The sequence below is a fragment of the Klebsiella sp. Sb-30 genome, from assembly GCF_057652795.1.
Genome location: NZ_CM172749.1, coordinates 666068 through 681375 on the forward strand (window position 1 = coordinate 666068; position 15308 = coordinate 681375).

Consider the following 15308-nt stretch of genomic DNA (forward strand, 5'->3'; position numbering starts at 1 on the left):
TCGCGTCGCCGGGATATTCCGCTGCGGAGGACGCCGCCTTAGCGTTGTTCCGCCAGCGTTTTGAAGACCTGCGCGACCGCGTGGGCGCCCGGATCCATATTGCCCAGCAGGCTGTCGCTGTTAAGGTACGATGCGCGCCCGGCGTTGGCTTTACTGGCGTGGCAGGTGCGCTCGGCGCCCGCTTCCGCAGCGGCAAACGCCGCCTGTAAATCCGTCGGTGCGACAAGCAGCGACGCCAGCGCCGGCTGCAGCGCATCGATCATCGTGCGATCGCCCTCATCCGCACCGCCGTAAAACTTCATTTGCGCCAGACCGGCGTTTAACGCTTCCGCGACGCCGGCGCCTTGCTCCAGCTTCTGCCCGGCGGCGGTAAAGAAGATCGACATCAGCACGCCGCTGGAACCGCCCATCACCACGGTCAGACGTTCGCCGATCAGGGCCAACAGGGTCGCGAGATCGCCCAACGGCAACTGCTGGCGTTGCAGCAGGTCGGCAATATCGCGCGCGCCAGCGGCAAAGGTGGAGCCGGTATCGCCATCGCCGACTTTGGCATCCAGCGCATTCAGGTGCGCCTCCAGGTCAGACAAGGTACCGGTTATCCGCTTGACATAGCCCGCCACGACGTGATTGTCCGAAGGCTGGAACGCCACGCGGGTGCTGCGCAGCGAAGAGGGCATCACCTCAATGGTTCGTGGCTGCACCGGCGCCTGCCAGCTGGCCGTTTCCACAGCGGAAAGCAGCGCTTTTTCAATGCTCTCCTCCAGTACGATGGCGGTTATCGAGAAACCTTTCATATCCAGCGCCGTCACCAGCGACGCCGGGCCAATCAGCCAGTCGATCCGCTGATGGAGCGACGTGTCGGCCAGCTCACGCGTCAGAATCGCCATTTCCGCAACCGACACGCCGCCGAGGTTGTTCAGCATCACCGCCAGACGGCCGGTTTGTGGCAGGGCGGCGGTCAGTTTCTCCACCATCAGGCGGACAATCTGCGCGCTGTTCTGGGTGGCGATGACCGAGGCGCCGGGTTCGCCATGGATGCCCATGCCCAGCTCTGCCCGATCGGGATGGTGGCGCGGTGCCGTTTCAGCCTCCTGCGGCAGATGGCAACTGGAGAGCGCGAGGCCCAGCGTGCGGGTCTTGTCTGCCGCATATCGGGCCTCGCGCAGCACGGTAGCAAGATTGTAGCCACGTTCGGCAAAATAACCGGCCACTTTATGCACCAGGATGGTGCCGGCAATCCCGCGCGGATGCTTGTTATCCGGTAGCGAAATATCGTCGCCGACAATCAGCATTTCGACGTTGTAACCCAGGCGACGGGCTTTCTCGGCGGCGAGGCCAAAGTTAAGGCGATCGCCGGTATAGTTTTTGACGATCAGCAGACAGCCCGCTTCGCCGGTCACCGCCTGAATGGCGGTCAGCACCGCATCAACGCTCGGGGAGGCAAAAATATCGCCGCACACCGCGGCGGTGAGCATCCCTTTACCGATAAACCCAACGTGGGCCGGCTCATGGCCGGAGCCGCCGCCGGAGATGATGGCGACGTTGCTTTTGTTGAGATCGCGACGAACGACCACGCGAATCGCCGGATCGCTCTCCAGACGCGCCAGGTTGTTCCACGGGCTGGCAACGATCGTTCCTTCAATAACATCGTCGACGAGGCGGGTGCGCTGATTAAAAAAGAATTGAGACATAACGGTTCCTGGTGGTTGAGCGAAACACAATCCCCGGAGGCGGAGCCTCCGGCGTGAAGAATGGAGTACAGAGAGTGACGAATGGACAGCTATGTGCGGAGAACGCGTTTTCCGGCGACATCCAGCGTAAGGGATTCACCATCGCCTATCTGCTTCAGGGCCTCTCCCTGCCGACACAGGCAGACGATCCCGGCCTGACGGGCGATGATCGCGCCGTGGGATGCCTCGCTCCCTTCCCGCAGACAAATCCCCTTGACCAGATGAGGATCCAGCTGCAAGACGGTGGAAGGAAAGAGATCGTCGGCGATGATAATCGTCGGCTCATGCACCGCCAGCGGCATTTCGCTGCGGCCTTGCAGATGACGCAAAGTCCGGTGGAGCAGATCGTCGATATCAATATAGCGCGCCTGCAGATAGGCATCGTTCAGCTGGCGGTACTGCTGGCTGAGGTCGGCCAGCACCTGATACCACGCCCACTCCGCATTGCATTGTTCCTGGCGCAGGATATCGCAGGCGGCTTCATAGAGATCCGGGTCGTCGAGCAGCGTGTGATGGCCGGAGAAAATGGCCGCGATATCGGCAGAATAGCGCTCTTCCGCCAGGGAGGTCAGCGCATTGAGATCGTCCAGCGTCTGGCCGATCGCCTGTTGCAGGCGCCGCTGTTCGTTGGCGATGTCGGCGCCGGTTTGCCGGACTGGCCGGAGGGCAGGCAGCGGATAGTGGAGCGCTTTGCCCTGAACACGCGCGGCGACGGGGGCAAAAACCGCTGGCGCGGCGTCCGGCTGCTCGCCAAAGTTCTCCGCTGCCAGCGCCTGAAATGCCGCCAGCGCCGCTTCGGCATCTGGCCCGCGGGCCAGCAGCCTTAATGTATCGTTGCAGCGTACCTGCAACAGGGCAATCTGGTTAATGCTGTCCGGTGAGACGCATTTGCCGCCTTTCTCCAGCACCAGATCGGCATTGAATCCGGATAACGCGGCTACCAGCCGCGATGCCGGACGAACGTGTAAGCCGTTATGGTTTTTAATGACCACCGAGACGGACTCGCCGCTGAGATCGTCGGCCATTGGCGTGGCCTCGGGGCCGTTCTGTGCGAGCGATGGTAACCCCAGCTGTACGCGCTTAGCTTCCAGGGCGTTCATGGCGTCGGCGATCACTTTATCGATACCCGATCCGGTGGCGGCGCTGACCGTTGCCGCCAGCGTGCCTTCGACCAGCGGCGCGGCGCACAGGCGAACCTTCGCCGCGATCGCCGGATCGAGGAGATCCAGCGCGGTTTCCGCGCTGAGCAGGGCGCTGCCGATATCCATCATCACCAGCACGTGGTCGGTATCGGCAACGGATTCAATGGCCTCCATCACCTTAATCGGATCGGTGCCGATCGGGTTTTCAGGATCGTCAATGCCGGCGGCGATCGCCAGCTTGCAGCCGTCGCCAGTTAACATCTGCCGGGCCAGTTCTCCGACACCTTCGCCCAGTCGGGCGCTATGAGAAACAATCACCAGGTTTACCATCGCGTTATCCTTACTCTTTGGCTGAAGCAGCCAGCGCCTGAATCATGAACATCACCGAGGTTGCGCCCGGATCCTGATGCCCGATGCTGCGTTCGCCGAGGTAGCTGGCGCGGCCTTTGCGGGCCTGCATGGTGATGGTAGAACGGGCGGCTTCCTCTGCCTGTATCGCGGCGGCATCCAGCGCATGCTGAACCGACAGGTGCTGTTCGCTGGACTGGCGCAGTGACTCGACGACCGGCAGCCAGACGTCGCACATGGTTTTATCACCGGGTTCCGCTTTCCCCCGGTTGACCACGCCGTCGGCCCCTTCGCGCATCATCTGATACAGCTCGTCGAGGGTCAGACTCTGGTGGGCCTGCGTCACCTGGGCGGCGCGAATAAAGAAGGTGCCGAACAGCGGGCCGCTGGCGCCGCCGACGTTGGAGAGCAGCGTCATTCCGGTGTTCTTAAGAATAAAACCGATGTCTTTATCGGCAATGGACGGCAGTTTTTCCACCACCTTGCTGAAGCCGCGATACATGTTCAGACCGTGGTCGGCATCGCCAATCTCTTTATCCAGGCCGGTCAGAAAATCTTTCTCTTTGGTAAAAATGTCGCCGCAGCGATAGAGCCAGTTAACGATTTGCGTTCTGTTCAGTGACATGTCGTGCTCCTTAATGGCCCCAGTTCAGTGCCGGGGTATGAACGGGGGCGTCCCATAATGCCAGCGTGTCGTCATCGACTTTCAGCAGAGTGAGGGAGAAGCCCACCATATCCAGCGAGGTACAGTAGCTGCCGATGAGGTTGCGTTCGATCGTGATGCCGTTCTCCTCGCAGCGGGTGGCCAGTCGGTTGTATACGCCGTACAGCTCCGACAGCGGGGTGGCGCCAAGGTTATTGACCAGCGCGATGACGCGGTCGCCTTGCTGCAGCGCCTGTTTGCTTTGCGTGACGTCCTGCCAGCGCCCTTTGACGGTGTCCCACTGACGCAGCGTGCGGCTGTAGGTGCCGTTCTCCAGCAAGGTGTCGAACATCTCATCAACGGTGCGGTCGAGAGAGCTGAAGGGGCGACGGTCGATACCCGGCTCGCCGTGGATACCGACGCCGAACTCCATCTCATTATCCTGTAATTCGAATGACGGCTGTCCGGCGGCCGGCACGGTGCAGGCGCCCAGCGCCACACCGATGGAGTGGCCGAGGTTGTTAAGCTTGCGGCCCAGTTCAGCGCAGGCTTCCAGCGAATCGCCGCGTTCGGCCGCCGCGCCGACCAGCTTCTCAACCAGCACGGTGTTGGCGACGCCGCGGCGTCCGGCGGTGTAGAGGCTGTCTTTGACCGCCACGTCGTCATCGATCACCACGGTGGTCACCTTGACGCCGCTTTCGTGCAGCAGCTCGGTGGCGGTTTCGAAATTAAGGATATCCCCGGTGTAGTTTTTGATGATCAGCAGCACGCCTTCGCCGCCGTCGATATTCATCGCGCACTCGAACATTTTATCCGGGGTCGGGGAGGTGAAAATCTCGCCCGGACAGGCGCCGGCAAGCATACCTTTGCCAATATAGCCGCAGTGCATCGGCTCGTGTCCGCTGCCGCCGCCGGAGAGCAGCGCCACTTTCCCTGCCACCGGCGCATCGGCGCGGGTGACATACACCGGGTCCTGATGCAGCGTTAATTCAGGATGGGCTCTGGCGAGGCCAAGCAGTTGTTCACTCAGTACATCTTCGACACGGTTAATCAATTTTTTCATTATTTATGCTCCGTCGGAGTGATGCGATGCGGCCTCTCTACCCACGGAGGCGGTCATCGTGTAGGGGTATCGTCTGGCGTGAAGAACTACCCGGCGACGTTATGATTCTGGCTGAGTTAACGGAAAAAAAAATGTCGCGAAAACGAGTTTCATAACGGAACGTGGTTATTTATTTTTGTTCCGTTATGAAACGTTATCGCCGATGAAAAGAGAAAAATGCGAGCTAAGGCGGTTTTTTCGCCCTGCGTTCCCCCGCTGTCTACGGGGGAGGCGGATCCTTTTTTTATCTGTTTTCTGCTGTCGAGGGGATCAACGTTGGCAGATTAGCCGTTTTTTTTTGTCGCAGGACGGCGAATGGCCGGATCGGGATCGCAATCCCGGCGTTTTCCGGCAATTGATGTTCCAATATGGAACGGTAAAAAATATTCTCTGTTTCATATCAGAACAAAAACGGGAAAAATTTTTTTGTTCACCGCTCGCCCTACAGTGTTTGCATCGCTCCGGTCACGATCCCGTTTCCGCCATGAACCGCAGGCTGAACAGGATGACGCCAGGGCTCATCATGTAAAACATGCACTTATTTGAGGGTGAAAGGAATGCTAAAAGTTATTCAATCTCCGGCCAAATATCTTCAGGGTCCTGACGCATCCACGCTTTTTGGTCAGTATGCCAAAAATCTGGCGGACAGCTTTTTTGTGATTGCCGATGACTTCGTGATGAAGCTGGCGGGGGACAAAGTACTCAATGGCCTGCATAACCACGGTTTAAGCTGCCACGCGGCCCGTTTTAACGGTGAATGCAGCCACGCGGAGATCAACCGCCTGATTGCCATTCTGCAGCAGCACGGCTGCCGCGGCGTGGTAGGGATTGGCGGCGGGAAGACGCTCGATACCGCTAAAGCCATTGGCTTCTACCAGAAGCTGCCGGTGGTGGTGATCCCGACGATTGCCTCTACCGATGCGCCAACCAGCGCGCTGTCGGTTATCTACACCGAAGCCGGTGAGTTTGAAGAGTATCTGATCTATCCGAAAAACCCGGATATGGTGGTCATGGATACGGCAATTATTGCCAAAGCGCCGGTGCGCCTGCTGGTGGCCGGGATGGGCGATGCGCTCTCGACCTGGTTTGAAGCGAAGGCCTGTTTTGATGCCAGAGCGACCAGTATGGCCGGCGGACAGTCCACGGCGGCGGCGTTGAGTCTGGCTCGCCTGTGCTATGATACGCTGCTGGCCGAAGGCGAAAAAGCGCGCCTGGCAGCGCAGGCTGGCGTGGTGACGGATGCGCTGGAGCGCATTGTCGAAGCCAATACCTACCTCAGCGGAATTGGGTTTGAAAGCAGCGGGCTGGCCGCGGCGCACGCCATTCATAACGGCTTCACTATTCTGGAAGAGTGCCATCATCTGTACCACGGCGAAAAAGTGGCGTTTGGCACTCTGGCGCAGCTGGTGCTGCAAAACAGCCCGATGGAAGAGATTGAAACGGTGCTGGGCTTCTGCCAGAAAGTCGGTCTGCCGGTGACCCTGGCGCAAATGGGCGTCAAAGAGGGCATTGAAGGTAAAATTCAGGCGGTCGCGAAAGCGACCTGCGCGGAAGGCGAAACGATCCATAACATGCCATTCCCGGTGACGGCAGACAGCGTTTACGCCGCGATCCTGACGGCCGATTTGCTCGGTCAGCAGTGGCTGGCGCGTTAACGTCTCGCTGACCTGCTTTTTGCAGGGTGAAGCGTATTCTCCCCTCCGACAGTCTCTGCCGGAGGGGTTATCTATTTTAAACAGCGGAAAAGGAAATGGCGGCGCAGACTCAGGACTCCGGAAAAACAGTATCTTCCGTTATCAGCCAGTCGTGGCAGCGTTGCAGCCGGTTTATGCCGAGGGAGACCTGGCAGGCGCCGCATCAGGCGCAGGGGCTGACCTTCGAATCGATCTGCCGGCGTAAAACCGCGCTGCTGACCATCGGCCAGGCGGCGCTGGAAGATGCCTGGGAGTTTATGGATAGCCGACCCTGCGCGTTGTTTATCCTCGATGAATCCGCCTGTATCCTCAGCCGCTGCGGCGAACCGCAGACGCTGGCGCAGCTCGCGGAACTCGGTTTTCTTGACGGCAGCTACTGCGCGGAAAGCATTATCGGCAGCTGCGCGCTCTCGCTGGCCTCGATGCTGGGGCAACCGGTGAAAACCATCGGCGAGCAACACTTTAAACAGGCGCTGCACGGGTGGTCATTTAGCTCCACGCCGGTGTTTGATAACCACGGTCGCCTGTTTGGCTCCATCTCGCTGTGCTGTTTGATCGAACAGCAGGCCTCCTCTGATTTGTCTCTGACGCTGGCTATCGCCCGGGAAGTGGGCAACTCGCTGTTGACCGACAGCCTGCTGGCCGAATCTAACCGTCATCTCAACCAGATGTATGGCCTGCTGGAGAGCATGGATGATGGCGTGATGGCGTGGAATGAGCAGGGGGTATTGCAGTTTCTTAATGTCCAGGCCGCGACGCTCCTGCATCTTGATGCCCAGACCAGCCAGGGGAAAAATATTAACGAACTGGTGACGCTGCCGGCGCTGCTGCGCCGGGCCATTAAGCACGCGCGCGCGCTGAACCATGCGGAAGTGACGTTTGAGAGCCAGCATCAGTTTATCGATGCCGTCATTACCCTCAAGCCCATCGTCGAAGAGCAGGGCAATAGCTTTATTTTACTGCTGCACCCGGTGGAACAGATGCGCCAGCTGATGACCAGCCAGTTAGGCAAAGTGAGCCACACTTTTGCGCAGATGTCCTCGGACGATCCGGAAACGCGACGGCTGATTCATTTTGGCCGTCAGGCGGCGCGGGGCGGTTTTCCGGTCCTGCTCTGTGGGGAAGAAGGGGTGGGTAAGGAGCTGGTCGCCCAGGCCATTCATAATGAAAGCGAACGGGCGGGCGGGCCTTATATTGCCGTCAACTGTCAGCTGTATGCCGACAGCGCGCTGGGCCAGGATTTTATGGGTAGCGCGCCTACCGATGACGAAAACGGGCGCCTGAGCCGCCTGGAACTGGCCAGCGGCGGCACCCTGTTTCTGGAAAAAATAGAGTACCTGGCGCCGGAGCTGCAGTCCGCGCTGCTGCAGGTGATTAAACAGGGGGTATTAACCCGCCTCGATGCCCGGCGCCTGATTCCGGTGGACGTTAAGGTGATTGCCACCACCACCGTTGATCTGGCTAATCTGGTGGAGCAGAACCGCTTTAGTCGCCAGCTCTATTACGCGCTGCATTCGTTTGAGATCGTCATTCCGCCGCTGAGGTCACGGCGCAACAGCATTCCCTCGCTGGTACACAACCGCCTGCGTAGCCTGGAGAAACGCTTTTCATCGCGCCTGAAAGTGGACGACGATGCCCTGGCGCAGCTGGTGAACTACTCCTGGCCGGGTAATGATTTTGAGTTAAACAGCATTATTGAAAATATCGCCATCAGCAGCGATAACGGCCATATCCGCCTGAGCAACCTGCCGGAATATCTCTTCTCCGAGCGGCCGGGCAGCGATACCGTCTCGCCCCTGCTACCTGCCAGCCTGACCTTCAGCGCTATTGAAAAAGAGGCCATTATCCATGCCGCCCGCGTCACCAGTGGCCGGGTGCAGGAGATGTCCCATCTGCTCAACATCGGGCGCACGACGCTGTGGCGCAAAATGAAGCAGTACGATATCGACGCCAGCCAGTTTAAGCACAAAAATCACGACTAGTTGTCTGCACTCTCCGCGATTTGGGGGCGCAATTGCTGTTTTTCGCGATCTAAGCGGCGATTTGCTGTCGGTCGCGGATGACGGGGCGGTTTATACGGGCTGCACCGGACTTATCGGGCAGAAAAACGCCATGCAAACGTTTGACTGAGGTCTGAATCAAAGAAAGGCAACGATCTCTTTGATATCCCCGCAGACTTGGGTCCATATTATAAACATGTTCATCACGTGGTTAATTTTAAGGATAAGAGCATGCCAACAGCGATAGATAAAGCGTTAGATTTTATTGGTGGAATGAACACATCGGCGTCGGCTCCGCATTCAATGGATGAAAGTACGGCTAAGGGCATTTTAAAATATCTCCATGAGTTAGGCGTTCCGGCTAGCGCCGAAGACGTGATCGTGCGAGGAGAGCGGGAGGGATGGAATTCCGGGTTCACCCATAAAGTGGCCGGATGGGCGGAGAAAATCGCCGCTGGCAACCGTATCGTGATTAAAAATCCAGAGTACTTCTCCTCCTATATGCGGGAGCAGCTCCGGGAGCTGGTGTAAGCGGCTCGTTTTTAAAAAATGATTCTGAAGATGGTATCCTGCAGGATGGTATAAAAAAGGAGCAACGTTGCTAACGTCGCTCCTTATATTTTTCCGCTAATGAATATTCAGGATAATTTGAAATTTCCGCGCTAAGCAATGTATTTTCCGCTGGCTGAATAAGAGACTGGCGCTCTGGCGTATTTAGCATGGCAGGAAATTCTGAACCTGTCTGGCGCTCAATAACACTATCTTGTTTATCGTCCCTTATCGGTTCTTTTCCTTTCCTTCCCGACTGAACATGCTGCTGCCTTTTTCACTTTGTACTGAGTGCCCCGTGAGCGCCTCAGCATTCTGACTGTTTTAGCAACTCAGCGATGAGACTTTTTTAACGCTTCGATTCAACGCTGATTTTCATCAGCTTCAGGTTTATCGGTGGCGATTCAGTTTTTCCTGATTAGCGAGCGAGCCCGACGGCTTTCGCCTGTGCCTGGAAGCGTTTGAGTTGCTGCTCGATTTCTTCCACAGAAATACCCGTTTCAATCGCGGGAGAACTGGCAACGGTGCGGAAAAGCTGCGTTTTCGTGATCTTAGGGGAGGATGTTTTTTGCGTCGTGATCATTATCTCGTTAGTTATGCCGTGATTCTAGTTCTATTGAGCGATGCCAGCAAGGCTGCGGCAATTTTCTCTGGGCTTTCAGTTTGTGGGCAAATGCTATAAATAGACAAGTGTCTGACTCAAAAATGCGTCCGTCGTGTATTTCACATCCGGTGAAAGTGGACATTGTGATAAAAGCCAGTCACGGCAGTTTTGGGTTAGCATACCAGGTGAATTGCTGGAGCAACTGATGGCTATCTGAAACGAAAGTGTTCTGATGAACCTTCAGGGTAAAAACCGAGATTGAAGTCTGAAGCTAAAACGGGACCTGGTCCAAATGCAATGCAAACAAAAAGGACTTAGATAATTTCTTATCTAAGTCCTTGTTTTATCTGGTGGCCCCTGCTGGACTTGAACCAGCGACCAAGCGATTATGAGTCGCCTGCTCTAACCACTGAGCTAAGGGGCCGTGGCGAGGGATTATAAAGTAACTGGCAGACGCAATCCAGCGCAAAACGCACGGCTGCTGTTTTTATAAACAATGCATTTTCAATCCTTTATAATCGCCTTTTAGGTATTGAGCGGGTGGAAAGATGATTAACGATATTCTGGCGCCGGACCTGCGGGTGGTCTTCTGCGGCATCAATCCGGGGAAGTCCTCTGCCCATACTGGTTTTCATTTCGCGCATCCGGGTAATCGCTTCTGGAAGGTGATTTACCAGGCCGGTTTTACCGACCGTCTGCTGAAGCCTGAAGAGGAGCTGCAGCTGCTCGATACGCGCTGCGGGATCACTATGCTGGTGGAACGCCCGACGGTTCAGGCCAGCGAAGTCGCCCTGCAGGAGCTACGCAGCGGCGGCCGGGAGCTGGTGCTGAAAATTGAACAGTATCAGCCGCGGGCGCTGGCGATTCTCGGTAAACAGGCCTTTGAGAAAGCGTTTCAGGTACGCGGTGCGCGTTGGGGCAAGCAGCAGGTGACCATCGGCGATACGGAAGTGTGGGTGCTGCCCAACCCCAGCGGACTGAACCGGGCGACGCTGGATAAGCTAGTGGAGGCGTATCGTGAACTGGATGATGCGCTGGCATCGCGAGGTCGATAGCCTGCGGCGGGGACCGGCGTTGGCTCTCTCTGACGGCAACAGAGTGAATGGAAGACAAAAAAAAGCTCCCCGCAGGGAGCTTTTTTATTTCCGACAACGATTAATCGTCGAGGAAGCTACGCAGCACTTCAGAACGGCTCGGGTGACGCAGCTTGCGCAGCGCCTTCGCTTCGATCTGACGGATACGTTCGCGGGTAACGTCGAACTGTTTACCGACTTCTTCCAGCGTGTGGTCAGTATTCATATCGATACCGAAACGCATACGCAGGACCTTCGCTTCACGAGCGGTCAGGCCTGCCAGCACGTCGTGAGTGGCGGCACGCAGGCTTTCCGTGGTCGCGGAGTCCAGCGGCAGCTCGAGGGTGGTATCCTCGATGAAATCACCCAGATGCGAATCTTCATCATCGCCGATCGGCGTTTCCATGGAGATTGGCTCTTTGGCAATTTTCAGCACTTTACGAATTTTATCTTCCGGCATCAGCATACGTTCAGCCAGCTCTTCCGGCGTCGGCTCGCGACCCATTTCCTGCAGCATCTGGCGGGAGATACGGTTGAGCTTGTTGATGGTCTCAATCATATGCACCGGAATACGGATGGTGCGCGCCTGATCCGCGATGGAGCGGGTGATGGCCTGACGGATCCACCAGGTTGCATAGGTGGAGAACTTGTAGCCGCGACGATATTCGAACTTATCAACCGCTTTCATCAGACCAATGTTACCTTCCTGAATCAGATCCAGGAACTGCAGGCCACGGTTGGTGTATTTCTTGGCGATAGAGATAACCAGACGTAAGTTCGCTTCAACCATCTCTTTCTTCGCACGGCGGGCTTTCGCTTCACCGATGGACATACGACGGTTGATATCTTTAACCTGCTCGATGGTCAGGCCGGTCTCTTCTTCAATCTGCTGCAGCTTCTGCAGGCCGCGCTGAACGTCTTCTTTGACGTCGTGCAGTTTTTCAGACCACGGCTTGTTCATGGCGATCGCAGCGTTGAACCAGGTCTCGCTGGTTTCATTGCCGGTGAACAGGGTGATGAAGTTCTTCTTCGGCATTTTGCACTGTTCGACGCACAGTTTCATGATGATACGTTCCTGAGTACGGACGCGATCCATCATGCTACGCATGCTGCCGACCAGGTAATCGAACTGTTTCGGTACCAGGCGGAACTGTTTGAACACCTCAGACAGCTTGAGAATTTCTTCCTGGGCTGCGGCGTGGCTACGACCTTTCGCTTTGATGGTATCGCGGGTCAGCTCGTACTGCGTGCGCAGTTCAGCGAATTTCTCGCGCGCCAGCTCAGGATCGATGCTGTTGTCGTCATCGCTGCTGTCGTCGTCGTCGTCTTCATCTTCGTCTTCGTCGTCATCCATCTCTTCCTGAGAGAGTTCAGAACCGACGTGTGTCGCGGTTGGCGCCAGGTCTTCTTCGGCGTTAGGATCGACGAAACCGGTGATCAGGTCAGACAGGCGCGCTTCTTCAGCTTCGACGCGGTCGTACTGCTCCAGCAGATAGGTAATGGCTTCCGGATATTCAGCAACGGAGCACTGAACCTGGTTGATCCCATCTTCAATACGTTTGGCGATGTCGATTTCGCCTTCACGCGTCAGCAGTTCTACGGTACCCATTTCGCGCATGTACATGCGCACCGGATCGGTTGTACGTCCGATTTCAGATTCAACACTGGACAACACCTGTGCAGCAGCTTCTTCTGCATCTTCGTCGGTGTTGTTGCTGTTTTCAGCCAGCAGCAGATCATCGGCATCCGGTGCTTCTTCCATCACCTGAATGCCCATGTCATTGATCATTTGGATGATGTCTTCGATCTGATCGGAGTCGACGATATCTTCCGGCAGATGGTCATTGACCTCGGCATAGGTCAGATAGCCTTGCTCCTTACCACGTTGGACAAGAAGCTTCAGCTGTGACTGCGGGTTTTGCTCCATAAGACGGTATCCACACTTAATTCGTTTGATTGGTGTCGACAGACAAACTGCCAACATTTAAAGCGAGGGCGTACTTATATTATTGCCGCTGCGCCTCAGCGCGGCTGTCGGGGGCTTCCCGAACGATATTCGGCACTTAAGCCGTGCAATTCATTTTTTTGCCAGCTCCTGACTGATGGTCCAGAGTTCCCGGCGTTCTTCACTGCTTAAACCGTGCGTGCGGTCGCGAGCTATCAACTCTTCTTGCCGCAGTTCCAGCAGTGAATCAAACATATGGTTGAGCGCGTCGGTGAAGGTTTTTTCCGCGATATCTTTATCTGCTATATCGTCCCACATCGACAGTTTTTCAAGGGTTGCGGCCTCATTTGTACCGCGATACTGCTCTAAAAGTTGCCCGGTGGTCAGACCTGGCTGAGACAAACAGGTTTTGACCAGTTCGCTGAACAGGCCAAGCCCGGGCATTTTGCGCTGATCCAGGCCCTCTAAAGGCGGAACCAGCGGCGCCAAATCCGGGTTTTGCACCAGCAGTCCTATCAGTATACGCATGGTCGTGCGTTTTAGCTGTGGCGCGGGGCGTGGCGCTCCACTTTCTGTCTGTTTTGGCATTAAACGTTCAAGCTGAGCGTCATCTAAAATCCCCAGCTTGTTGCCCAGCTCCTGACGCAAATAAATGCGCAGCGTTTCACCCGGTACCTGGGTGATGAGCGGCAGCGCTAAGGTACTGAGCTGCGCGCGCCCGTCCGGGGTGCTCAAGTCGACCTGCGGCAGCAGGCTGTTGAACAAAAACGTGGAGAGCGGCTGAGCCTGCTCCATCCGCGCTTCAAACGCCGCTTTACCCTCTTTACGCACCAGCGTATCCGGGTCTTCGCCGTCGGGCAGAAACATAAAGCGTAGCTGACGACCATCGGTCATGTACGGCAGCGCCGTTTCCAGCGCCCGCCAGGCGGCATCGCGGCCAGCCCGGTCGCCGTCGTAACAGCAGATGACCTGGTTGGTCGCCCGAAACAAAAGCTGAATATGGTCGGCGGTGGTCGAGGTCCCCAGCGACGCGACGGCGTAGTTTATGTCGTACTGCGCCAGTGCCACGACGTCCATATAGCCTTCGACAACCAGCAAACGCGGTGGTTCGGCGTTATCCTGCTGCGCTTCATACAGGCCGTACAGCTGACGACCTTTATGGAAAATATCGGTTTCCGGAGAGTTAAGGTATTTCGGCAGGGCATCGCCCAGCACGCGACCACCAAAACCAATCACCCGGCCTCGCTTATCGCGGATAGGGAACATCACCCGTTCGCGGAAGCGGTCGTAACTGCGCCCCTTATCGTTCGTCACCAGCATGCCGGCATCGATAAGCGACTGGCGGTTTTCTTGATTGCCGCCAAAACGTTTTAAGACGTTATCCCAACCGGGTGGGGCGTAGCCAATCGCGAAGCGCGCAATGACCTCGCTGCTTAAGCCACGTTTTGCCAGATACTGGCGCGCAGGGTCGGCGGCGGGTTGCATCAGAGACTGTTGATAAAACGCATTCAGACCGTCCATCAATTGATAGAGACTTTGCCGCTGATGGCGCTCTATTTGACTCGGTCCGTTGCCTGCTTCATATGGCACTTCGAGGTTGTGCATGGCGGCCAGCTCTTCGACCGTCTCCACGAACTCGAGTTTGTCGTAGTTCATCAGGAAGTCGACAGCGTTGCCGTGCGCACCGCAACCAAAGCAGTGATAAAACTGTTTTTCACCGTTGACGGTAAAAGAGGGGGTTTTTTCGTTATGGAATGGACAGCACGCGTGGTAGTTCTTGCCCTGCTTTTTGAGCTTTACCCGCGCGTCGATCAGATCGACGATGTCGGTGCGCGCCAGCAGATCATTGATAAATACGCGTGGGATTCGTCCAGCCATAGGCCCCGTAAACTATACACACGATCACCAGACGGCCTCAGCGTGGGCTGAACACGTTCTTTCATGATGCGGTGTATCTGCTAATGCATAAACGAAAATAAGCCGCGCATTCCTTCCGGAAGCACGGCCTTACAACAACAACTCAGTCTGAATTGAGGGCTTTGGCCCTCAACAGATTAGTACAGACGAGTGCGGCGTGCGTTTTCGCGAGCCAGTTTCTTCGCGTGACGTTTCACTGCAGAAGCTTTAGCGCGCTTACGTTCGGTAGTCGGTTTTTCATAGAACTCACGACGACGAACTTCCGCCAGAACACCTGCTTTCTCACAGGAACGCTTGAAGCGACGCAGAGCTACGTCGAACGGCTCGTTTTCACGTACTTTAATTACCGGCATGTGCCTCTCACCTTTGATTAATTCGGTTTGCTGCTGGCATCAACGCCAGCTTATTTCAAAATGGTGCGGAATTTTACTGCAATTGCTGCTGCTTTGTAAAGCACCGCTGCCTTTTTTGAAAGGACTTTTATAAGGGTGAGGAGTATACACGAGGGTTGTTCCTGGGGCGAACAAAGTTTTATCTTCGCCGCCTGCAGGCCTTTCTGAC

The 15308-nt window shown here is 56.4% G+C and carries 12 protein-coding genes and 1 tRNA gene; 4 read left to right on the plus strand and 9 right to left on the minus strand.

The window, feature by feature from the left end; genetic code table 11:
* Positions 1-38: 38 nt before the first annotated feature.
* The 4 genes from AC236I_RS03200 to dhaK form a co-directional block, all read right to left on the minus strand.
* Positions 39-1691, minus strand: coding sequence for a glycerone kinase (locus tag AC236I_RS03200; protein ID WP_015585692.1), 1653 nt, complete (start codon positions 1689-1691; stop codon positions 39-41).
* Positions 1692-1780: 89 nt separating this feature from the next.
* Positions 1781-3202 carry a dihydroxyacetone kinase phosphoryl donor subunit DhaM gene (gene dhaM, locus AC236I_RS03205; RefSeq protein ID WP_048023336.1) on the minus strand — a complete coding sequence of 474 codons (1422 nt, stop codon included), beginning with the start codon at positions 3200-3202 and terminating at the stop codon, positions 1781-1783.
* A gap of 10 nt (positions 3203-3212) precedes the next feature.
* Entirely contained in the window at positions 3213-3845 is a 633-nt protein-coding gene (gene dhaL, locus AC236I_RS03210; RefSeq protein ID WP_004867854.1) for a dihydroxyacetone kinase subunit DhaL, read from the minus strand.
* Between the two features lie 10 nt (positions 3846-3855).
* Positions 3856-4926: a dihydroxyacetone kinase subunit DhaK gene (gene dhaK / locus AC236I_RS03215; protein WP_004867852.1), complete on the minus strand. Its 1071-nt coding sequence runs from the start codon at positions 4924-4926 to the stop codon at positions 3856-3858.
* A gap of 596 nt (positions 4927-5522) precedes the next feature.
* On the opposite strand from dhaK, the gene AC236I_RS03220 reads away from it, so the two are divergent.
* The 3 genes from AC236I_RS03220 (at position 5523) to AC236I_RS03230 (ending at position 9190) form a co-directional block, all read left to right on the plus strand.
* Positions 5523-6620 (plus strand): glycerol dehydrogenase, encoded by a 1098-nt coding sequence (locus AC236I_RS03220; RefSeq protein ID WP_004867850.1) that lies wholly within the window; start codon positions 5523-5525, stop codon positions 6618-6620.
* A 95-nt stretch (positions 6621-6715) separates the two neighbouring features.
* Positions 6716-8641 (plus strand): dihydroxyacetone kinase operon transcriptional regulator DhaR, encoded by a 1926-nt coding sequence (gene dhaR, locus AC236I_RS03225; RefSeq protein WP_487608688.1) that lies wholly within the window; start codon positions 6716-6718, stop codon positions 8639-8641.
* A gap of 225 nt (positions 8642-8866) precedes the next feature.
* Positions 8867-9190, plus strand: a complete 324-nt coding sequence (locus AC236I_RS03230) for a DUF1889 family protein (RefSeq protein WP_071824665.1) — start codon at positions 8867-8869, stop codon at positions 9188-9190.
* Between the two features lie 436 nt (positions 9191-9626).
* Here AC236I_RS03230 and AC236I_RS03235 read toward each other — a convergent pair whose 3' ends face one another.
* Entirely contained in the window at positions 9627-9791 is a 165-nt protein-coding gene (locus AC236I_RS03235; protein ID WP_015585695.1) for a hypothetical protein, read from the minus strand.
* 369 nt (positions 9792-10160) lie between these two features.
* Positions 10161-10236, minus strand: a tRNA-Ile gene (locus AC236I_RS03240).
* Between the two features lie 124 nt (positions 10237-10360).
* Here AC236I_RS03240 and mug point away from each other — a divergent pair.
* The gene (gene mug, locus AC236I_RS03245) at positions 10361-10867 is read left to right on the plus strand and encodes a G/U mismatch-specific DNA glycosylase (protein WP_004867844.1); all 507 of its coding nucleotides are present in this window, start codon (positions 10361-10363) and stop codon (positions 10865-10867) included.
* 100 nt (positions 10868-10967) lie between these two features.
* Here the strand turns inward: mug and rpoD are convergent, their stop codons facing one another.
* The 3 genes from rpoD to rpsU all read right to left on the minus strand — a co-directional run bounded on the left by rpoD (position 10968) and on the right by rpsU (position 15100).
* The gene (rpoD, locus tag AC236I_RS03250; RefSeq protein WP_004867842.1) at positions 10968-12812 is read right to left on the minus strand and encodes an RNA polymerase sigma factor RpoD; all 1845 of its coding nucleotides are present in this window, start codon (positions 12810-12812) and stop codon (positions 10968-10970) included.
* Positions 12813-12962: 150 nt separating this feature from the next.
* Positions 12963-14708, minus strand: coding sequence for a DNA primase (gene dnaG, locus AC236I_RS03255; protein ID WP_004867839.1), 1746 nt, complete (start codon positions 14706-14708; stop codon positions 12963-12965).
* A 176-nt stretch (positions 14709-14884) separates the two neighbouring features.
* Positions 14885-15100 carry a 30S ribosomal protein S21 gene (gene rpsU, locus AC236I_RS03260; protein ID WP_001144069.1) on the minus strand — a complete coding sequence of 72 codons (216 nt, stop codon included), beginning with the start codon at positions 15098-15100 and terminating at the stop codon, positions 14885-14887.
* Positions 15101-15308: the final 208 nt, after the last annotated feature.